This window comes from Nocardia brasiliensis (genome assembly GCF_011801125.1).
Lineage (GTDB): Bacteria > Actinomycetota > Actinomycetes > Mycobacteriales > Mycobacteriaceae > Nocardia > Nocardia brasiliensis_C.
In genome coordinates this window covers 3336565-3356768 of sequence record NZ_CP046171.1, presented here as the reverse complement: position 1 = coordinate 3356768, position 20204 = coordinate 3336565, and the positions used below count along the sequence as shown (strand labels likewise).

Annotated in this window: 19 protein-coding genes; 12 read left to right on the top strand and 7 right to left on the bottom strand. The window is 68.8% G+C overall.

The window, feature by feature from the left end; genetic code table 11:
* Positions 1-10 precede the first annotated feature (10 nt).
* On the top strand, positions 11-787 hold the full coding sequence (locus F5X71_RS15285; protein WP_167462562.1) for an IclR family transcriptional regulator: 777 nt from the start codon (positions 11-13) through the stop codon (positions 785-787).
* A 5-nt stretch (positions 788-792) separates the two neighbouring features.
* Here F5X71_RS15285 and F5X71_RS15280 read toward each other — a convergent pair whose 3' ends face one another.
* Positions 793-1674 (bottom strand): SAM-dependent methyltransferase, encoded by an 882-nt coding sequence (locus tag F5X71_RS15280; protein ID WP_238815906.1) that lies wholly within the window; start codon positions 1672-1674, stop codon positions 793-795.
* Between the two features lie 167 nt (positions 1675-1841).
* Here F5X71_RS15280 and F5X71_RS15275 point away from each other — a divergent pair, with 167 nt between their 5' ends.
* From F5X71_RS15275 to F5X71_RS15265, 3 genes are read left to right on the top strand one after another with little or no spacing between them, the layout of a single operon-like run.
* On the top strand, positions 1842-2288 hold the full coding sequence (locus F5X71_RS15275; protein ID WP_167462561.1) for a MarR family winged helix-turn-helix transcriptional regulator: 447 nt from the start codon (positions 1842-1844) through the stop codon (positions 2286-2288).
* Position 2289: 1 nt separating this feature from the next.
* Positions 2290-2712, top strand: coding sequence for an organic hydroperoxide resistance protein (locus tag F5X71_RS15270; protein ID WP_167462560.1), 423 nt, complete (start codon positions 2290-2292; stop codon positions 2710-2712).
* A gap of 11 nt (positions 2713-2723) precedes the next feature.
* Positions 2724-3707: a zinc-binding dehydrogenase gene (locus tag F5X71_RS15265; RefSeq protein ID WP_167462559.1), complete on the top strand. Its 984-nt coding sequence runs from the start codon at positions 2724-2726 to the stop codon at positions 3705-3707.
* 3 nt (positions 3708-3710) lie between these two features.
* Here the strand turns inward: F5X71_RS15265 and F5X71_RS15260 are convergent, their stop codons facing one another.
* From F5X71_RS15260 to F5X71_RS15250, 3 genes are read right to left on the bottom strand one after another with little or no spacing between them, the layout of a single operon-like run.
* Entirely contained in the window at positions 3711-5264 is a 1554-nt protein-coding gene (locus F5X71_RS15260; RefSeq protein WP_167462558.1) for a phytoene desaturase family protein, read from the bottom strand.
* 34 nt (positions 5265-5298) lie between these two features.
* Complete coding sequence (locus F5X71_RS15255; RefSeq protein WP_167462557.1) at positions 5299-5493, bottom strand: ferredoxin; 195 nt, start codon at positions 5491-5493, stop codon at positions 5299-5301.
* Positions 5494-5516: 23 nt separating this feature from the next.
* A complete protein-coding gene (locus F5X71_RS15250) occupies positions 5517-6737 on the bottom strand; it encodes a cytochrome P450 (protein WP_167462556.1) in 1221 nt (406 codons plus the stop codon).
* Between the two features lie 96 nt (positions 6738-6833).
* On the opposite strand from F5X71_RS15250, the gene F5X71_RS15245 reads away from it, so the two are divergent.
* The 3 genes from F5X71_RS15245 to F5X71_RS15235 all read left to right on the top strand — a co-directional run bounded on the left by F5X71_RS15245 (position 6834) and on the right by F5X71_RS15235 (position 9646).
* Positions 6834-7448 carry a TetR-like C-terminal domain-containing protein gene (locus tag F5X71_RS15245; protein ID WP_167462555.1) on the top strand — a complete coding sequence of 205 codons (615 nt, stop codon included), beginning with the start codon at positions 6834-6836 and terminating at the stop codon, positions 7446-7448.
* Positions 7449-7796: 348 nt separating this feature from the next.
* The gene (locus F5X71_RS15240) at positions 7797-8972 is read left to right on the top strand and encodes a lipase family protein (RefSeq protein WP_167462554.1); all 1176 of its coding nucleotides are present in this window, start codon (positions 7797-7799) and stop codon (positions 8970-8972) included.
* Positions 8969-9646 (top strand): DUF998 domain-containing protein, encoded by a 678-nt coding sequence (locus tag F5X71_RS15235; RefSeq protein WP_167462553.1) that lies wholly within the window; start codon positions 8969-8971, stop codon positions 9644-9646. The genes F5X71_RS15240 and F5X71_RS15235 overlap by 4 nt, the downstream gene beginning before the upstream one ends.
* On the opposite strand, the gene F5X71_RS15230 is transcribed toward F5X71_RS15235, so the two are convergent.
* The gene (locus F5X71_RS15230; protein WP_167462552.1) at positions 9633-10637 is read right to left on the bottom strand and encodes an acyl-ACP desaturase; all 1005 of its coding nucleotides are present in this window, start codon (positions 10635-10637) and stop codon (positions 9633-9635) included. The genes F5X71_RS15235 and F5X71_RS15230 overlap by 14 nt on opposite strands.
* Positions 10638-10958: 321 nt before the next feature.
* Here F5X71_RS15230 and F5X71_RS15225 point away from each other — a divergent pair, with 321 nt between their 5' ends.
* Positions 10959-12110 carry a BTAD domain-containing putative transcriptional regulator gene (locus F5X71_RS15225; RefSeq protein WP_167462551.1) on the top strand — a complete coding sequence of 384 codons (1152 nt, stop codon included), beginning with the start codon at positions 10959-10961 and terminating at the stop codon, positions 12108-12110.
* Between the two features lie 2 nt (positions 12111-12112).
* Here the strand turns inward: F5X71_RS15225 and F5X71_RS37595 are convergent, their stop codons facing one another.
* Positions 12113-14332 (bottom strand): serine/threonine-protein kinase, encoded by a 2220-nt coding sequence (locus F5X71_RS37595; RefSeq protein ID WP_167462550.1) that lies wholly within the window; start codon positions 14330-14332, stop codon positions 12113-12115.
* A 198-nt stretch (positions 14333-14530) separates the two neighbouring features.
* On the opposite strand from F5X71_RS37595, the gene F5X71_RS15215 reads away from it, so the two are divergent.
* Together F5X71_RS15215 and F5X71_RS15210 are read left to right on the top strand one after the other, a co-directional pair.
* Positions 14531-15235: a hypothetical protein gene (locus F5X71_RS15215; RefSeq protein ID WP_167462549.1), complete on the top strand. Its 705-nt coding sequence runs from the start codon at positions 14531-14533 to the stop codon at positions 15233-15235.
* 367 nt (positions 15236-15602) lie between these two features.
* Positions 15603-15908: a hypothetical protein gene (locus F5X71_RS15210; RefSeq protein WP_167462548.1), complete on the top strand. Its 306-nt coding sequence runs from the start codon at positions 15603-15605 to the stop codon at positions 15906-15908.
* 75 nt (positions 15909-15983) lie between these two features.
* Here F5X71_RS15210 and F5X71_RS15205 read toward each other — a convergent pair whose 3' ends face one another.
* The gene (locus tag F5X71_RS15205; RefSeq protein WP_167462547.1) at positions 15984-17246 is read right to left on the bottom strand and encodes a PucR family transcriptional regulator; all 1263 of its coding nucleotides are present in this window, start codon (positions 17244-17246) and stop codon (positions 15984-15986) included.
* Between the two features lie 165 nt (positions 17247-17411).
* Between F5X71_RS15205 and pruA the strand changes: the two genes are divergently transcribed.
* Together pruA and F5X71_RS15195 are read left to right on the top strand one after the other, a co-directional pair.
* On the top strand, positions 17412-19049 hold the full coding sequence (gene pruA, locus F5X71_RS15200; protein WP_167462546.1) for an L-glutamate gamma-semialdehyde dehydrogenase: 1638 nt from the start codon (positions 17412-17414) through the stop codon (positions 19047-19049).
* A 34-nt stretch (positions 19050-19083) separates the two neighbouring features.
* On the top strand, positions 19084-20052 hold the full coding sequence (locus F5X71_RS15195; RefSeq protein ID WP_167462545.1) for a proline dehydrogenase family protein: 969 nt from the start codon (positions 19084-19086) through the stop codon (positions 20050-20052).
* The last annotated feature ends 152 nt before the right edge of the window (positions 20053-20204 follow it).

The window sequence follows — 20204 nt, the reverse complement described above, 5'->3', positions numbered from 1 at the left end:
AGGAGATGGCATGGGAACCAGTAGTGACGTCCCGGCGTTGCGTCGCGGGTTGGCGGTGTTGCGACTGCTCGCGGGCCGAGCCGGACCGATCTCCGCGTCGACGATCGCGCGCGAACTCGAGCTACCGAGGTCGACCACGTATCACCTGCTCGGCGAGCTGGAAGCCGCCAGATTCGTGACGCGGCTGCCCAGCGAGCGCCGCTACGGGCTCGGCATCGCCGCGTTCGAACTCGGCTCGGCCTACCTGCGCCACGATCCGCTGGAACGGCTGGCCGGGCCGCTGCTGCGCGAGCTGGTCGAGCAGGTAGGCCACAACGCGCACCTGGGCGTGCTGCACGGCAACGAGCTGCTGTACCTCATCAAGGAACGGCCAGTACGGCCGGAAACGCTGGTCACCGGCGTCGGCGTGCGGCTACCCGCACATCTCACCGCGTGTGGGCGGGCCATCCTCGCCCATCTGCCCCCGGCACAGATCCGGGCACTGTTCCCCTCGGCCGCGTCCTTCGTCCGGCGCACCGATCGGGGACCGAACTCGCTGCAGGCGTTGCGTACCGTGCTGGCCACCGAGCGCCGTCGCGGCTGGGCCTGCGAAGACGGGCACGTCACACCGGGTTTCGCGTCGGTGGCCTATCCGGTCTTCGATCACAATCACAGCCCGATCGCGGGCATCAGCGTCACACTGCGCCATCACTGCGAGGAGCTGCCGTGCCCGGCGGACTGGACGCCGTTGGCGATCCGGGTGCGCGCGGCCGCGGACCAGCTGACCCAGCACATCGGGGGGCGGTGATTCGCTCAGAGTTTGCGCCCGACGCCGCCCCAGGCGGCGGAGGGCTTTTCGTCGGGTTCGCTCGCGTCGGGATGCCACTGGTTCACCGGCACCACGCCGGGCTCGACGAGTTCGAGATTCTGGAAGACCTCGCGGATCTGGTCGACGCTGCGGACATAGTACGGCACCGCACCGGTTTTCGCGTAGTAGTCCGATAGGCGGACCAGTCGCTGATCCTCCGTGGTGCCCTCGTACATCGCGAAATAACTACCGGATGGAATGGCGTCCTGTAACACCGCGGTGACCCGGATAACGTCGTCCCAGGTGCGCGCGTGACCGAGCACGCCCATGAACAGGACCGCAATCGGCTTGTTGAAGTTCAGAATATTTCGCGCCTCTTGCACAATCTGTTCGGGATCATGGAAATCGGATTCCACAAGGGCGGTGACGCCTTCGTCGGTGGTGTTGATCAGCAGCGCCCGCGCGTGCGCGAGCACGAGCGGGTCGTTGTCCACGTAGACGATCTTGGACTCCGGCGCGATACCCTGCGCGACCTCGTGAGTGTTCTGCATCGTCGGCAGTCCGGTGCCGACATCGAGGAACTGGCGGATGCCCGCCTCGGCGGCGAGGTAGCGCACCGCGCGGATCAGGAACCGCCGCGATTGCCGGGCCATCGTGCCGATCTCCGGGAAAACCGATTCCCCCGACTCGCCGGCAATGCGGTCTACTTCGTAAAAGTCCTGTCCCCCGAGCCAGTAATTCCAGATTCGTGCGGAATGCGGTACATCGGTGCGGACCAGCCGATCGCTTTCACGGACCATGATGCGGCTCCTAGCAGGGGTAAGGCGACGTGCGGCTGACTGTACAAGCGCCCACGAACGCGTGTCGGCGGATTCGGAGATAAACATCAAAGAGTCAGAATGGACACGAGTCGCCGACATCGCCGAGCGGGAATCGTTTGCTCGCCTGCACTATTGGGCGAACACTGTACCGCCACCCCACCCGACCGCCCGCTGTGGCCCGGAACACCGGCAGATGGGTTGTGCACAACTTAGTTGTGGGCTACCTTGTTGGCATGGCCGATCACCTGCACCTCGACGAGCAGCTCTGCTTCTCGCTCTACGCGGCGTCGCGGGCGATGACAGCGGTCTACCGCACCAAGCTCGAAAAATTGGGCGTCACCTATCCGCAATATCTCGTGCTGCTCGCGCTGTGGGAGCGCGACGGACGCAGCGTCGGCGAGCTATGCCAGACGCTGGCGCTGGACTCCGGCACTCTCTCACCGCTGCTCAAACGACTGGAGGCGGCGGGAAACATCGAACGCCGCCGCTCGGCCGAGGACGAACGGCGCGTCGAGATCCACCTCACCGGACAGGGAAAGGCGCTGCGTGACCGGGCCTGCGGCATACCGAACCAGATGTCGGCCGCCAGCGGCCTGTCCATGGACGAATTCCGGACGTTGCAGGACACCCTGCGGCGCCTGACCCGAGCACTGACAGCAACCGTCGAACAAGGAGAATGACATGCAGATCCTGTACACCGCAGAGGCTTTGGCGACCGGCGACGGACGCAACGGGCACGCCAGGACCACCGACGGCAAGGTCGACGTCGATCTCGCCGCACCCAAGGAGATGGGCGGCAGCGGCGAGGGCACCAACCCTGAGCAGCTGTTCGCGGCGGGTTATGCAGCCTGCTTCCACGGCGCCCTGCGCCTGGTCGGCAAGCAGGCGAAGGCGAACATCGACGATTCGGCGGTCGGCGCGAAGGTCGGCATCGGCCCGAACGACGCGGGCGGCTTCGGACTGACGGTCACCCTCGAGGTCTCGCTGCCGCACCTGTCGCGCGCGGAGGCACAGGCCCTCGCCGACAAGGCGCACCAGGTCTGCCCCTACTCCAACGCCACCCGCGGCAACATCGACGTCGACGTGCTCGTCGCCGAAGACTGATCGGAGCCGACATGCGTGCTGTAGTCATCGAGAGCTTCGGCGAACCCAAAGACGTACTGACCACAGCGCAACGGCCGGTACCCGAGCCAGGCGAGGGCGAGGTCAGGGTCGCGCTGGTCCTGTCCCCCATCCACAATCACGACCTGGCCATCGTGCGCGGCGTGTACGGCTACCGGCCGTCGCTGCCCGCGATCCCCGGCACCGAGGGCGTCGGGATCATCGACGCCCTCGGCCCCGGGGTCACCGGTTTGACCGTCGGACAACGGGTTACCGTGTCCGGCGCACAGAACGTCTGGGCCGAGTTCTTCCTCGCGAAGGCGGCCCAGGCGGTACCCGTGCCGGACTCGGTGTCCGATGAGACCGCCGCGCAACTGCTCGCCATGCCGCTCAGCGCGCTGATGCTGCTGGAAGATCTCGCGCTGGCGCCTGGCGACTGGATCGCGATCAACGCGGCCAACGGTGCGGTCGGCAGGCTCGTCAATGTGCTTGCGCGGCAACGTGATATCCGGGTGCTCAACCTGGTGCGCGGCCCGAAATCGGTCGCGGCGCTGCGCGCCGACGGCATCGAGCCGGTATTCGACACCGAGACCGAAGGGTGGCGAGAAGCAGCCGAGGCCGCGACGGCCGGTGCGCCGATCGTGCGGGCGGTCGATCAGGTGGGCGGCCGCGCGGCCGACGACCTGCTCGCCCTGCTCGGCCCGAAAGGCTGGCTGATCTCGTTCGGCGCGCTGTCCGGGCAGCCATTGAGCTTGAATCCTGGCCCGCTCATCTTCAAACAGGCCGTGGTCAAGGGCTTTTGGGGCGCGAAGCGGATCGAGGAGACCCCACCCGCCGACCGGCGGCGCCTGATCGGGGAACTGCTCGGCGCGGCGGCCGACGGTGTGCTGCGACTGGAGGTCGAGGCCACCTTCGCGCTGGAATCGGCAGCCGAGGCGGCGCTCACCACGGAGAGCCCGGGACGGCGCGCGAAAGTCGCGCTGGCGCCCAAGGTTTGACGCTCACGGGTGTGGTTCGAGGACGGCCATCGCGGCATTGTGACCGGCGATGCCGCTGACACCGCCGCCCCGGACCGCACCCGCGCCGCACAGGAACACGTTGGGATGCACGGTGGCCACGCCCCAGCGCGTGCCCGGATCCAGCGGCGAGTCGTCGGCACGGTAGGGAAAGGCCAAGTCACGGTGGAAGATATGTCCGCCGGGCAGGCCCACCTCCCGTTCCAGGTCGAGCGGCGTCTTCGCCTCCAGGCAAGGCCGGCCGTGCTCGTCCAACGCGAGGCAGTCGGCGAGCGGCTCGGCCAGCACCGCGTCCAGTTGCGCGAGGGTGGCCGCGACCAGCTCGGCCTTCGCCGCCGCCGGGTCCTTCGCGAAAAGCTTTGCGGGCGTGTGCAGGCCGAACAACGTCAAAGTGTGCATGCCCTGCGCCGCCAGCTCGGGCGACAGGATCGACGGGTCGGTCAAGGTGTGGCAGTAGATCTCCGAGGGCGGCGCGGACGGGATGCGGCCGATCGCCGCCTCGCCGTACGCCTGATCGAGCTGTGCGTACGACTCGGCGATGTGGAAAGTGCCCGCGAACGCGTCGCGCGGATCGACCGCACTGTCCCGCAGGGCGGGCAGCCTGCGCAGCAGCATGTTGATTTTCAGCTGTGCGCCTTCAGGTTTCGTCTCGGGCTCGGCGCCGAGCAGCCCGGCCAACTCGTGCGGGGCGGCGTTCACCAGCACGTGACCCGCCTCGACCGTGCCCGCGGCACAGCTCACCTCGGCGCGACGGCCATCGGTCGCGATGGCAGTGACCGCGCACTCGGTGACGAGCTCGGCACCGGCGGCGCGGGCCGCGGTCGCGAGCGCGTCGGTCAGCGCGCCCATGCCGCCGATCGGCACCTCCCAGTCGCCGGTGCCGCCGCCGATCACGTGATAGAGGAAGCAGCGGTTCTGGCGCAGGGACGGATCGTGCGCGTGGGTGAAGGTGCCGATCAACGCGTCGGTGAGCACGACGCCACGCACGGTGTCGTCGGCGAAGGTGGACTCGATGAGCTCGCCGAGCGGCCGCTCGAACAGCGACTCCCACGTCTCGCCCGCGCCGACCAGCTCACGCAGTTCGGTTCGCGTCGGCAGCGGTCGGGTCATGGTCGGGAAGACGCGCTCGGCCAGCCGCGCGGTGGTGCCGTAGAACCGTTGCCAGGCAACGTAATCCCGGTCCGATCCGGTCAAGCGCACGAAGCTCTCCCTGGTGCGCGCCGCCGAGCCGGTGTCGACCAGCAAGCCGCCCGCGCCGACCGGGGTATAGGACGAGATCCGCCGCGGCCGCGTCGCGAACGACAAGCCGAGCTCGTCGACGATCTGCCGAGGCAGCAGACTCACCAGGTAGGAATACCGGGACAGCCGCGCGTCGATTCCGGCGAAGACCCGCGCGGACACCGCGGCGCCGCCGGTCTCGGACTGTCGCTCCAGCAACAGCACCGACCGCCCCGCCCGCGCCAGATACGCGGCGGCCACCAACCCGTTGTGGCCGCCGCCGACGATCACCACGTCATACCTGGATCGTGTCGGCCGCATCTCTACTGCATAGCACGGGACAGGGCGGGGCGGCTCACTCCGTGAAAGAGACCGCGCCGGAGGGACAGATATCGGCGGCCTCGCGGACGGCGGCCACGCTGTCGGCATCCGGTGCCGCGGCGCGGACCCGCACGAGTCCGTCGTCCTCACCCTGATCGAAGACCGTGGGCGCGGTCAGGGCGCACAGGCCCGCGCCCACGCACACGGAACGGTCGGCGCTCACACGCATGTCTGCTCCTTTCGAGATCGCGCTCACCAGGTGACCGGGAGTTCGTTGACACCCTGGATCGTGGTGCCGGGTCGCAAGACCAGCCGGTCAACGGGCACGGCGAGGCGCAGCGTCGGAATGCGCTCGAGCAGGCCGCGAAGGATGACCTCTAGTTCCAGCCGGGCCAGGTTCTGCCCGAGGCACTGGTGCACGCCGTAACCGAAGGCGATGTGCTGGCGGGCGGAGCGATGCACATCGAAGGTATCGGGCTCGGCGAACACCGAACCGTCGCGGTTGGCGATGGAATTGGAGACGAGCACGCCCTCGCCCCGCTTGATCACCTGTCCGTCGATCTCGATGTCGGCCTTGGCGAACCGGCCACCGGCGATATCGGCGATCGCGAGATAGCGCAGCAACTCCTCGACCGCGCCCGGGATCAGGTCGGGATCGGCACGCAGGGCGGCATGCTGGTCCGGATGTTCGAGCAAGGTGATCACCGACAGCGAGGTCATCGACGCGGTGGTCTCATGGCCGGCGACCAGCAGCAGGATGGCCGAGGAGACCAGTTCCTCGCGGTCGATCTCGCCGTGCGCCAACTGCTCGGCGACCAGGCTGGACAGCAGCCCGGGGCCGGGCTCGGCCTGCGCCCGGGTGATCAACCCGTCCAGGTAGGCCGCCAGCTCGCCGCGCGCGGCGATGGCCGCCTCGCCGGTCGCCGACTGCACGAGGCGTCGGCTGGCGTCCTGGAACAGGTCGTGGTCCTCATACGGCACGCCGAGCAGCCGGCAGATCACCATCGATGGCACGGGCAGGGCGAACTGGTCGACCAGGTCGGCGGGCGGCCCGGCGACGAGCATGTCGTCGATGAAGCCGTGCACGATCCGCTCGATGTCGGCGCGCATGCCCTTCACCCGTTTCAGGGTGAACTCGCTGATCAGCATCCGCCGCTTGGCCCCGTGCTCCGGCGGGTCCAGGCTGATGAAGGCCGGTGTGCTCGCCTGGAACACGCGGAAACGCGGCGAAACGGCGGGAAAATTCGCGTGCGTGCGGTCCGAGGACAGTCGCGGATCGGCGAGCAGCGCGCGGGCGGTTTCGTGTTTGGTGACCACCCAGGCCTGCGTGCCGTCGTAGAGGCGCACCCTGCGCAGTGCGTCCTGCTCGTCGCGCAGCCGCGTGTACTGCTCGGGCAGGCGATAGGGGCAGGTGCGGTCGCTCGGGAAGGCGGGCGGAGTGTCGGTTCGGGGTGTCACAACTGTGTCGTTCATCGATCCCCTCGAGCTCGTAAGATACTCTTAGTACTCTATTTTTAGACTAGAGTGTCTTCCCAAGCAGCGCAACACTTTTCAGGAGTCCCGCCGTCAGTGAAAGCCCAGCAATCCGGCGCCGCGGCGGCCGGATACCGCAAGAGCACGCGCAGGCGCGGCGCGGAACTCGAGCGCGCCATCCTCACCGCGGCCCTGGACGAACTCGCCGAGGTGGGCTATCCCGCGCTCACCATGGACCGGGTCGCGCTCCGGGCGCGCACCAGCAAGACCGTGCTCTATCGTCGCTGGTCCAGCCGGGCCGAACTGGTCGTCGACGCGTGCGGCGTTGGCGGCGTCTCCGAGGTCGACCTCCCGGACACCGGTGCGTTGCGCACCGATGTGATCGCGCTGCTGCGGCAGATGTCGGTGAAGATGGCCACACCGTTCGGCGGCATCATGCGGGGGCTGCTCGCCGAGATGACCCGCGACGCCGAACTGGGCAATCTCATCCGGGAACGGATCCAGCGCGCCGGTTCGCCCGCGATCCACACCGTCCTGGAACGCGCCGTCGAGCGCGGCGAGGTGGACCGCGCGATCCTGAACTCACGGCGGGCCACCGTCGCCCCCGACCTGCTGCGCAATCAGTTCCTGCTGTTCGGGGCGCCGGTCGACGACGAGGTCATCATCGACATCGTCGACGAGGTGTATCTGCCGCTGGTGCTTCGCCCCTAGCGCCGGGCGATTCGTGCCAGATATGTTCCGGCGCTCTTCTTTCGAGCGATCTCCAGGCAATCGGCCCGATGGCGACGGAAACCACGCCTGCCGTAAGCGTGACCGTCACTCGATGAAGGTCGGCTTCAAGCGCCAGCCGTCGCGAGTTACAGATCGGTGCCGAGCCTGAGATTCCGATCACGGATGCGTGCGGAGACGGCGATCACACGACATCCTGATCTTGCCGGGAACGCCGCCCCCGTGCCCTCGTGGACACCGCGCCCCACAAGCGACTCGGCGCTTCGGTGCAGGACGGCGTGACGGAGTTGGACCGACGGTGCGCAGCAGAGTCGAAGGAGCAAGTGGAACGTGCGACCCAAACGGGCACTGACGTGGGTTTCCCTGACCGCCACCGCGGTACTGCTCGCCGCGAGCTGCGGCTCGGCCGCCGACGACGCGGCCACTGACACCCCGCCGAAGCCGGGCACGCTGCTCGCCCAGCGGCCGCTCACCAACGGCGGTCCCACGATCGCCGCGGCGGCGGCCTCGGCGACATACTTCCGCTATATCTCGACCGCGCCGGACAAATCACCCATCGAGGTGTCCGGCGCGGTGTATCTACCGAAAGGCACTGCACCGGAAGGCGGTTGGCCGCTGGTGGCCTACGCACACGGCACGGCGGGCGTGGTCAGCGCGTGTGCGCCGACGAACTCGCCCGGGCTGTACGGCAACGACGTCACGGTCGCCAACCTGCTCGACGCGCACAAGGCCGTGGTGATGACCAACTATCAGGGCCTCGACGGACCCGGTGCGGCGCCGTACCTGCATGCCGAGTCGTCGGGGTACGACGTGCTCGACTCCATCAGGGCGGCCCGGCAACTCGACCTGCCGTTGACGAAAGAAGTGGTATTGGTCGGACTTTCGCAGGGCGGACGGGCCACCGAGTCGGCGGCGGAGACGGCCGAGCGCTACGCGCCCGAGATCCGGATCATCGGGGATGTGCTGTTGTCACCCGCGCTGCGCAGCGAATTGGCGCAGGCGGCGGAAACGAAGACGCTGACGGTCGGGCAGTATCTGCTGCTGCCCTACCTGGTCGCGGCAGTCCGCTACAGCGACCCGGACTACTCGTTCGACAAGGTGTTGCACGGCGCGCTGCTGACTGCGGCGCCGCGGCTCGAGGGCCTCTGCACCGGACAGACGACGTTGAAGGACCTGGCGATCGGCCAGGCCGCCACACCGGCGGCCGTACAGTTCGTCGACGACGACGCGCGACGCGCGCTCGCCGACTACGAAGCCGACGGAAACCTGCCCAAGGCGGCCACCGGCATCCCGACGTTCATCTCCCGTGGCGACAGCGACGACCTGGTCAGTACCGCGTGGAGCGATCAGGCGGTCGCCGACATGTGCGCGCTCGGCACGAATTTGGTGGATCACGTGCTGCCCGGCGGACACGAGGCATGGCGGGCCCGCGGCGAGCTGGTCACCGCGTGGATCAACGACCGGTTCGCGGGTCAGCCCGCGCCTGCCACGACGTGCCGCCGATGAGGCGGCTGAAAGCCGGTGCGGCGCTGCTGATCCTGACGGTGTCCTACTACGTCGTCCAGGTGGTGGTGGCCGCGCGCTGGGCCGCACCCGGGTACGGTTGGGCGGGCAACATGATCAGCGACCTCGGGGTGCCCGAATGCCTCGGCGACATGAGCCGATACGGGCTGGTGCCGTCGCGCTACATCTGTTCGCCGTGGCACGCGGTGATGTCGACCGAGTTCGTGCTGCTCGGGGTGCTCGTGCTCGGGGCGGCGCTGTGCCTGACGCCGCTGCTGCCGAAAACCCCGCTCGGACGCGCTGTTCCGCTGCTGGCCCTGCTCAATTGCGTTGCCATCGTGTTGGTCGGCGTGTTCCCCGGCAGCGCCGACGAGGTGCCCGGGGGCAGCCGGTCACGCGTCGTACTGCACCCGACCGGCGCGATCGCGGAGCTGGTGACCGGCCTGGCGATCATGATCATCATCGCCTGGCTCTACCGGCGGTATCGCGCGTTCGCGCTGACCACTGTCGCGCTGATCGCCGTCACGCTGTTCGGCATGGTCGCCAGCCTGGCAGGCGACCACCTGGGTCTGGGCGCCGGCGCCGCCGAGCGACTGGCGATCGACCCGTTCGTGCTGTGGCGCGTCCTCACCGGCATACTGCTGCTGGCCGCACTCCCCCGGCTCAGACCACCGTAGTGGTCAACGGCGCGGCGTCGCGCTTCGCGGCCTGCCGTGCGGCGATGCGGTCGCGCCGTTCCTCGAACTTGCGCATGTCGCTCTCGTACTTGGCCAGGAACGCGGCGAGCTGCTCCCGCGCCTGCTCGCCTCGGGTGCCGAAGTCGTTGCGCTCGAATACCTTCCAGATACGCAGCACCGGCATGATCACGTCTTCGAGGTGCTGTCGCATGTCGTAGATGCCGTGCTTGGCCATCAGCGCGCCGTAGCGGCGGAAGTTCGGGTTCTCCGCACCGGGCATCTGAAAGTTCTTCAGCGTCAGCGTGATCGCCTCGAGCGCCTGATCGGGGGCCAGATCCAGGGCCGCGCCGCACATGTTCCGGTAGAAGATCATGTGCAGGTTCTCGTCGGCGGCGATGCGCTGCAGCATCTTGTCCGCGATGGGGTCGTTGCACACCCGGCCGGTGTTGCGGTGGCTGAGCCGGGTCGCCAACTCCTGGAACGTCACGTAGGCGACACCGAGCAGGAATCCGGCGTCTGGCACCGCATCCGGGTCGACGTCGCGGCGCTGGGCCATCGCCAGCGGATCGAAGCCGGTGGTCATCGCCGCCATCCGGGCGTTCTCCAGCTCGACCGGGTCCACGCCGCGGCTGACCACCAGGTAGTCCCGCATCACGATCCCGTGCCGGTTCTCCTCGGCGGTCCAGCGACCCACCCACGTGCCCCAGGCGCCGTCCTGGGAGAAGTTCTCGGCGATCACCCGGTGATACGAGGGCAGGTTGTCCTCGGTGAGCAGGTTGGTGATCATGGCCGCCTTGGCCACGTCGGAGAGCCGGGACTGCTCCGGCTCCCAGTCGAGGCCGCCCAGCGCGGCGAAGTTGCGTCCCTCGTCCCAGGGCACGTAGTCGTGCGGGTGCCAGTCCTTCGCCATCGACAGATGCCGGTCGACGTTCGCCGCGGCCACCGGCTCGAGTTCGATGAGCAACTCCAGCTGGGTCAGATGACGCCCCATATGTGTTTCCCCTCAGACGCTTCGGCTCACCAGGGACACGGACGAAACGCACCATCCGCGCGACAACCTCAGCGAGCCTACGGACCCGTAGGTGCCAAATCAACCGCCGTTCCCACCCCGTCGAGTACCGCCGCGTACCCCCTGATCAGCGGGTTACCGTCGGACCGAACCGCTGCCGCGACGGCGGCGCCGGGCTGTTCCGATGTCCCGCCGAGCCGCCGCTTCGCTGGGTATTCTCACAGACGACGCGCGGACGATGGCGCGTCGTGAGGAGCCCACCATGGCGGTGTTCGACCGGCCGTTCAGCCTGCCCGGTTCGCGATGACAGCGCTGCGGGTGCGATTCGGCATGCTCGGCGCGGTGGAACTCACGATCGACGGCGTGCGGCAAGCGCTGGGCGGCCCGAAACAACGCGCGGTGCTCGCGTATCTGCTGATCAACGCGAACCGCCCGGTCGCGATCGAGGCCTTGGCGCAGGCGGTCTGGGAGGACAATCCGCCGCCCGATATCCGGGTCAGCCTGCACACCATCGTATCCAATCTGCGTAAGCCGTTGCGCGACAACAGCATCGATGCGCGGGCGGTGCTGGCCCAGGTCGGCGCGGGCTACCGGGTCGCGATGGCCGAGGACGCCGGGGACGTGCAGCGCTTCCGGGTGCGCAAGGAAGCCGGATTGCGCGCGCTGGCCGCGGGCCGGTTCCGTACCGCGAGCGAACTGCTGTGCAGCGCCCTCGGCCAATGGCGCGGCCCGGTTCTGGCGGATCTGCGTGGCCTCGCGTTCGCCGACGCGTACGCCGCCGCGCTCGACGACGACCGGCTCTGCGCCATCGAAGCCCGCGCCGAGGCCGATATCGCGCTGGGCAGGGCCGAGTCCGTCATCTCCGAACTCGCGCTGCTCGTCGCCGACCATCCGCTGCGCGAGCCGCTGTGGGAGCAGCTGATCACCGCGCTGTACGTGGACGGTCGCCAGTCCGACGCGCTCGACGCGGCCCGCAGGCTGCGCGCGACCCTCGCCGACGAGCTCGGTATCGATCCGAGCCTGCCGATCCGCGAACTAGAGGCGCGCATCTTGCGACAGGAACCGCTGGAGCTGCGCGCGAAGGCGGCGTCGACCTCGTTTCGCGCCACCACCATCGTCGACCAAAGCCCCAGTGGCCCAGGTGCTTTGCTGCGTGATCGCGGCGGCACCACCTACGCGATCACCGGCGCCGTCACCAGGGTCGGTCGACTGCCCGACAACGACATCGTGCTCGAGCACGGCAAGGTCAGCAGGCATCACGCGGCGATACTGCACAACGGAATCACCTACCTGATCAAGGATCTGCTGTCGTCCAACGGCGTCTACGTCGAAGGCATGCGCATCGTCGACACGGTGGCGCTCACCGACGGCGCCGAGATCCGGATCGGCGACTACGAATTGACCTTCACCCTCGTCCCGCCGGAACCGTCGGCGGCGGCTCGGCCCGCCGACTGAGCTCAACCGATGTGCTCGCGGAACCAGGCGAGCAGCTCGGTCTCGGTCTTCGGACCGGTGTCCGGGTCGTCGGCGCGCAACGTACAGAAGTGCGCGGCCACCAGGAACTCGTTGTGCAGCGCGAAAAGGCAAGTGCCGGCGCCGAATCCGGTGTCGGTGTCCGCGTAACAGAAGAACCGCCCGACCGGCGTGCCGTCTTGACGCCACTGATCGTCCGCGCCATCGCCGCCGCAGGTGTGACCGCGGAACTGACCCCGGTTCGCTTGGTAGAGCAGCTCCGCCGCGCGCCGATCAGGGAACCCGAAGAACCCCGCCGACGGAAACCCCAGCCGCGTACCGCATCCGAGCATCGCGTGCACCGGACCCGCGGGTGGATCGAGATGACGGCAGTTGGCGGGGCCGAAGTCTCCGGCCAGATGGTCGAGCACCGCACGGTCGGCGGCGGTGAAGTAGTCCGGATCAAGCGCCACGTCCGGCGTCCTGAACTGAAAACCGTTGCGAGCGCCCACATAGTCGCGCAACGGCTGTTCGCCCGGCGCCGCCCAGATGTAGACGGCGAGCGCGACCGCCGCCTCGTTGGTGAGCACCAGCCCCGGCTTTGGCACCGCCGGATCGTCGACGAGACTGACGAAGCACGCCTTGCGCCCGACCTCCTTGCCGTCGATCACCGACGGACCGTCGACGCCCGGCGGGTCGCCCGGACAGTTCGTCGCGTGGAAGACGTCGAGAAACAGTCCGCGATAGTAGGCGCGCAACTGATCGAGCGTGCGGAACCGGAGGAACCGCCCCGCCGGATCGCTCGCCGCCGGATTCGGGTCGCAGTAGACGATCGCGACGGTGGTGGCGTCGGGGTCCTGATGAACACAGTTGGCACGTTTGTACCCGGACGGGCCGACGAGGGCGAGCAGGTCGATATCGGGGCCGCGTGGCGCGGACGAGTCGGCCACCGCGGTGCCGGAGACACGGTTGTTCATCAGCGACCAAGTGCTCAGAACTACTGTCGCGCAGAGCATTACGACCACACCCGCAACGGCGCGACGCCACGCCCGGCGGTGCGCGCCAGTCGCGGCGGGCTTGCGACCATCGTCGTCCCCTGCCGGTACAGCTTGCCGATCCGCTCCCTCGACCACGGCATCACCTACCGACGCGACTCGCCGCTCCGGCTCATCCACGGCGTCGGCGGCCGACGGGGCTCGCCGCTCCGTCCCGTCCGCCGCGGACTCACGGTCGTCCGGTGTCGGCGGCACCGACCGAACCCGCGAGCTCGGCGACGTGGCCGCGCCGAACGCGCCGCAAGCCGGCGAGTCCGCGTCACCCGCCTCAGCGCCGGACAGTGCGACCGCGCCCGTACCGATCTCCGTTTCGGTGGCGTCCCGCACGTCGGCACTCACCAACGCGCGCTGCGCCGCCGCCGCGAGATCCCCCGCGGCGGCGTAGCGCGCGTTGGGGTTCTTGGCCAGTCCTCGCGCGATCACCGCATCGAAACCGCGCGGCACCTCCCTGCGGATCATGCTCGGCCGCGGCGGCGGCTCGAACAGGTGCGCGCGCATGATCTCGCCGTCCGTTTCGGCGGGGAACGGCCTTGTGCCCGTGAGGCATTCGTAGAGCACACAGGCCAGCGCGTATACATCGACCGCGGCGGCGACCAGCCGCGAGGTGAACCGCTCCGGCGCCATGTAGTGGAACGAGCCGATCGCCGACCCGTCCGCGGTCAGGCTCTCGCTCGTCGCGGACTGCGCGATGCCGAAGTCGACCAGGTAGGCGAACCCGCCCGCGGTGAGCAGGATGTTGTCGGGTTTGACGTCGCGGTGCACGAGTCCGTCGGCGTGTGCGGCGTCCAGCGCCGCCGCGATCTGCCGGATCACCGCGACCGCACGCTCGGGTGCCAGCGGCGCCTCGCGCCGCAGCACGGTGCGCAGGTTCTCGCCGTCGACCAGGCGCATATCGATGTAGAGCTGTCCGTCGATCTCGCCGTAGTCGTGGATCGGGATGACGTGCGGTTCGCTCAGCCGCGCCGCCGCGTGTGACTCCCTGCGGAACCGTTCCCGGAACACCGGGTCGTGATTGAGCTTCTCGGCGAGCACCTTCACCGCGACGGTCCGGTCCTTGACGGTGTCGTAGGCCGCGAACACCTCGCCCATGCCGCCGCGACCGAGCAGCCGATCCAGCCGGTACGGCCCGAATCGAGTGCCTACCGCGCGCGGCGGCCGTTCGGTCGTCATCTCGTCCTCCGTGCGACGGACCTGGGCCGATGGGCGGCGCGAGGTCGAGTCAACTGTAGAGCGCGCACCGGTCTCGCGCAGTCGTACCGGTGCGGCCGATTCCAGTTCGTTGGTTCGTCGTTAGTGGCTCGTTGGCCACCGCGGCGACAGTGGTGCTCAGCCGAAACCGGCTGGTCGACACCTGAAAGGACCGCAGACATGTTCCGCACCCCCGTACCTCGCCCCCGGCGCGTCCTGCCCATCGCGCTGGGTATCGCGGCGGTGGCCGGTTTCGGCGCCCTGCTCCCGGCACCGGCGCAGGCGCTGCCCTACGGCCCGTACACCTGTCAGCAGAGTTACGTCTGGCGCGACGCCTACAACGGCGACACCGTCTGCGTGACGCCGGGCGACCGCGACACCGCACACGCCGAGAACGCCCAGGCGGCCGCGCGCCGCTCCCCGAACGGCGGCCCCTACGGCCCCGACACCTGCAAGCAGGGGTTCGTCTGGCGCGAGACCCGCCCCGCCGATCACGTCTGTGTGCCGCCCGATCGCCGCGACCGTGCCCGCGCCCAGAACAGCGAGGGCGCACGGCATTTCGCCGACGCCACGCAGCTGCCCACCGGCAACGTGCACGTCCGCACGCAGAAGCATCAGCTCGGCGGCTGGTTGTTCGTCGACAGCGCGTCGGGCTTGTCGGCCAACGCGCGCCTGGAGTTCTACGCCGCGGGCGTGAACACCAACGGCCTGCGCGCCCTGGGCAACCGGCAGACCGACGGCAACGGCACGCTGCCGCGCGAGACCGCGGCGCTCGCCGACGTCCGCTGCCAGATCCCCCGCGATCGCGCGGCGACCGTCATCGTGGTGGACACCCGAACCGGCATCGCCACCTCGGCAGGCACCACATACGCCTTCAGCTGCTGACCCGGGGTAGACGCCACCCGAGTCGGCGCCGGAACAGCCTGCGGTCTGCACCGCAGGCTGTTCCGTTGCGCGCGAAGCGAATTCCGGTCCGACGCGCAGGACGGACCGTATCCGGGTCGGCGACGGTGACCCGCGGTCCACCGCGCCGGGCCCCTGGGCGAGCGCATCGACCGAGCCGGTCGACGTGACCAGGCCGAATGAATTGTGCGGTCGCGGCCGATCAGGGTGGTGACCTCGCAACCGCGGCCGCACCACCCGCGCCGCCTCGGCCACCATCCGGCGCACCGTCGAGGCACTCCTGCGCTCCAGTTAGCAGCCTGCCCGCGCGCCGGGTAGGGTCTCTCCAATTCTGATGAGGAGAGCGTGAATGAAAACCATTGTGTTGCTGACGATCGGGGCCGCGTTGGTGCTGACGGGTTGTGGCTCGTCGGACAAGACCGAGGCGGCCGGATCGGCTGGTACCGCAACGAACACCGAAGTGCGCAGCAAGTCGTGCCAGGACTACCTGCCGCTGTTGAGCAAGTTGAAGGACGTGAGCGCGGAGTCGGCGAACAAGACCGCCGAGGAAACCATCTCGATGCTTCCGCAGTCCCCGCAGTGGCCCGCGCTCAACGAGACCGACCGGCAGTCGATGATCGCCGGAATCCGCGACGCCGCGACAGGAAAGTGCTGACGCACTACAGGATTCAGCGCGCCGGCGCCTCTGCTGCCGGTCGGGGCTCCGGCGCGCGACCCGATTCGAGCACGATCAGCGCGATCGCGACCCGCGATCGCGCCCGTGTGCCCGCCGGTGCAACGCCAGCTGCAGTTCCAGCAGCAGCCGGTCGGCGGGATCGGTGAGATCGATGCGCAGGATCTCCTCGACGCGGCGAATGCGGTAGCGCAACGTGTTCGGGTGCACCTGCAGCACGGCGGCGGCGGCACGCACGTCACCGTGTTCGCGCAAGTAGATGTCCACGCTTTCGCGCAGGCTCGCCGAATGTTTGAGGTCGTAGTCCGACAGCGCGCGCAGCCGCGGATCGTGCAGTTCGGGGCGGCTACCGACGAGGTCGAGGATCTCCCCGAGCAGCACCGCCGTCCGCGATTCCGAGAGCGTGGTGACCCGACCCTTCGGATAGGTCGCGACGGTACTGTCCAGCACGCGATCTACCTCGCGCCGCGCCGTGGCGACCCCGCTCAGATCGTCGATCGGGCACGCGATGGCGGCCCGAAGGGCCAGCGCGCGTTTGGCTTCGAGCTGCTCGACCAGTTGCCGGGTCCACGCGGTCACCGCGTGCGCGGCGCGATAGCTCGGCAGCAGCACGTAGACGCGCTCGCCGAGGGTGGCGGTCACCGAGTCGTTGCGGAACGAGCTGGCGCGCAGGCGGAGCATGGCGCCCAGCGCGGAAGGCTCGGTGGCGGGCGCGGTTTCGGTGGCGGTGAGCGCGAAGCCCACCACCGCGGCGGGCCCGGTGACCGGCAGGTTGAGCGCGCTCGCCACGGTCGCCACATCGACAGGGCCGCCGCCATCGCCGAACAACCGTCGCACCAGCAGCGCCTCGGTCGATGGTGCGTCGAGACTACGCGAGATGAGCCGCGCCGCGATGGCCGAGGCGCCGCGCAGGATCTCCGCCGCGTCCGGCTTGAACGGGCGCTCTCCCTGCTGCAACCAGATCGCACCGAGCACCCGCGGCGCGCGCACCGCCCCGTCCGCGGGATGCCGGATGCTCACCACCAGCCTGCGTTTGATGTTCAATTCCTCGTGCGCGGGCACGTCGATCACCTCGTCGGTGCGCCGTAACCGATCGAACACGCCCCACTTGCGCAGCACCGCCAGATATTCGCGCGGCCCCTCCCTGCCGAGGATCGACATCACCCGCAACTGGTCGGCGTCCTCCGCTGAGGCGGAGTAGGCCAGCACATGCGACTGCGGATCCTCGATCGACACCATGCCGCCCGCGTTCTGCGCGACGATCTGCGCCAGACCGAACAGGTCGATGTCCGCGGCGACAAGCCCACTATCAATAGCCACGTCTACGCCCTTCGGCCAACTCGACAACTCACTCATCCCATCTTTGTCCTTTTAGCCCATTTCCCGCGCACTTTTCCGGTGTTGACTTCGGCTCACCGCAGTTTCAACAGCGTTTGCGCGCCGCGGAACCGCGACGCCGCATCGCCACGTCCAGCAGGAGGAATCATGGACGCCATCGTGTCCACGCCGCGGCCGGCGAACGAGCCGGTCGGCACGTTCGCCCCCGGTAGTGCGGAACGTACACGGTTGCAGGCGAAACTGGCCGAACTGGGTGCCGAGCCGACCGACGTGCACCACGTGATCGGCGGCGAGCACCGGCGCAGTTCGGGCAAGACGATCGAGGTCGTGCAGCCGCACCGGCACGCCGCCGTGCTCGGCACCCTGACCACCGCCGCCCCCAGCGACGTCGACGACGCGGTCACCGCGGCCACCGCCGCCGCACCCGCCTGGCGCGCGCTCTCGTTCGAGGATCGGGCCGCGGTCTTCCTGCGCGCCGCCGACCTGCTGGCCGGCCCGTGGCGCGAAACCATCGCCGCCGCAACGATGCTCGGCCAGTCCAAGACCGCGTACCAGGCCGAGATCGACACCCCGTGCGAGCTGGTCGACTTCTGGCGCTTCAACGTGCACTTCGCCCGGCAGATCCTCGCCGATCAGCCGATCTCCACCCCCGGCGTGTGGAACAAGGTCGAATACCGTCCGCTCGACGGCTTCGTCTACGCGATCACCCCGTTCAACTTCTCCGCGATCGCGGGCAACCTGCCGACCGCGCCCGCGCTGATGGGCAACACCGTGGTCTGGAAGCCCGCGATGACCCAGTCGGTCGCGGCGTACTGGACGATGAAGCTGCTCGAGGCCGCGGGCCTGCCGCCCGGTGTGATCAACATGGTGCACGGCGCCGGACCCAAGGTCTCCGATGTGGTGCTGCAGGATCGGCGCCTGGCGGGCATCCACTTCACCGGGTCCACCGCCACCTTCCAGCACCTGTGGCGCTCGGTCGCGACCAACATCTCCGAGTACAACTCCTACCCGCGGCTGGTCGGCGAGACCGGCGGCAAGGACTTCGTGCTCGCGCACAGCTCCGCCGACCCCGACGTGCTCACCACCGCGCTGATCCGCGGCGCCTTCGACTACCAGGGCCAGAAGTGCTCGGCCGCCTCGCGCGCGTTCATCCCGAAGTCGGTGTGGGCCAAGATGGGTCGCGACTTCCTCGACAAGGTGGCGACGCTGTCCTACGGCGATGTCACCGATTTCAGCCACTTCGGCGGCGCGCTGATCGACAAGCGCGCCTTCGACAAGAACGCCGAGGCGATCGCCAGGGCGAAGGCGACGCCGAGCCTGTCGATCGCGGCGGGCGGGCACGCCGACGACTCGGTCGGCTACTTCGTCGATCCGACCGTGCTGCTCGGTGAGGATCCGGGCGACGAGGCCTTCAGCACCGAGTACTTCGGCCCGATCCTGTCGGTGCACGTCTACGACGACTCCGCGAGCGGTTCGTTCGAGCGCATCCTCGACCTGGTCGACCAGGGTTCCCCCTACGCGCTGACCGGCGCGATCATCGCCGACGACCGGATCGCCGTCGCCAAGGCGACCGAGGGGCTGCGCTTCGCCGCGGGCAACTTCTACATCAACGACAAGCCCACCGGCGCGGTGGTCGGCCAGCAGCCCTTCGGCGGGTCGCGCGCCTCCGGCACCAACGACAAGGCAGGCTCGCCACAGAACCTGCTGCGCTGGACCTCTGCTCGCACGATCAAGGAAACGTTCGTCCCGGCGACCGACCACCGCTATCCGCATCAGGACGTGTGATGAGCCGTCGGTCCCGCAGAACACAGGAGGCGTGATGGCCTTTTCGACCCTGTTGCGTCCGGCCATGCTGGCCGCGTCGCGTTCGCCGCGCATGGAGCGCACGATCACCCGGATGTCGACGACCAAGAAGCTTGTCGATCGGTTCGTCGCGGGTGATTCCGCCGATCAGGCGATGGTCGCGGTGCGGACGCTGCTGGCGTCCGGGCGCTACGTCACCATCGACTATCTCGGCGAGGACACCACCGATATCGAGCAGGCCCGCACGACCGTCACGCACTACCTGCACATGCTCTCGGAGCTGGCCCGCCTCGAGCTCACGGCGGAGTCGGCGACGGTGCGACCGCTGGAGGTATCGCTCAAGCTCTCCGCGCTCGGTCAGTCACTGGCCGCGGACGGGCACGCGATCGCCCTCGACCACGCGCGCCGGATCTGCGCGGCGGCCGAGGCGGCGGGCGTGTGGGTGAACGTCGACGCCGAGGACCACACCACCACCGATTCCACCCTGAGCATCGTGCGCGACCTGCGCGCCGATTTCCCGACCGTCGGCACGGTGCTGCAGGCGTACCTGCGCCGCACCGAGGGCGACTGCCGGGAACTGTCGGGCGAGGGCTCGCGCATCCGGTTGTGCAAGGGCGCGTACAAAGAACCCGCGTCGGTGGCGTACCAGGATCGCGCCGCGGTCGACGATTCGTACCTGCGCTGCCTGCGGGTGTTGATGGTCGGCGACGGCTACCCGATGGTCGCCACCCACGATCCCGCGCTCATCACCGCCGCGCTGGACTGTGTCGAGACCACGCACCGCAAGGCCGACGAGTTCGAGTTCCAGATGCTCTACGGTATCCGCGACGCCGAGCAGCGCAGGCTCGTCGACGAGGGCAACCACCTGCGGGTCTACGTCCCCTACGGCGACCAGTGGTACGGGTATTTCATGCGCAGGCTGGCCGAACGTCCGGCCAACGTCGCGTTCTTCCTGCGCTCGTTGAAGCCGGGCAGCGCGCGCTGAGATAGCGCATCGATCGGTGCGGCCTGCCGGGGCCGCACCGATCGATGCGCGGGTGCCCTTCGCGGCGCGGGCTTGGCCCGCCGAATAAAGCAGCTGAACAATATTTGGCCAACTCGCCGATCACAGCGGCGCTGTGGTCGTATTTAGTAGCC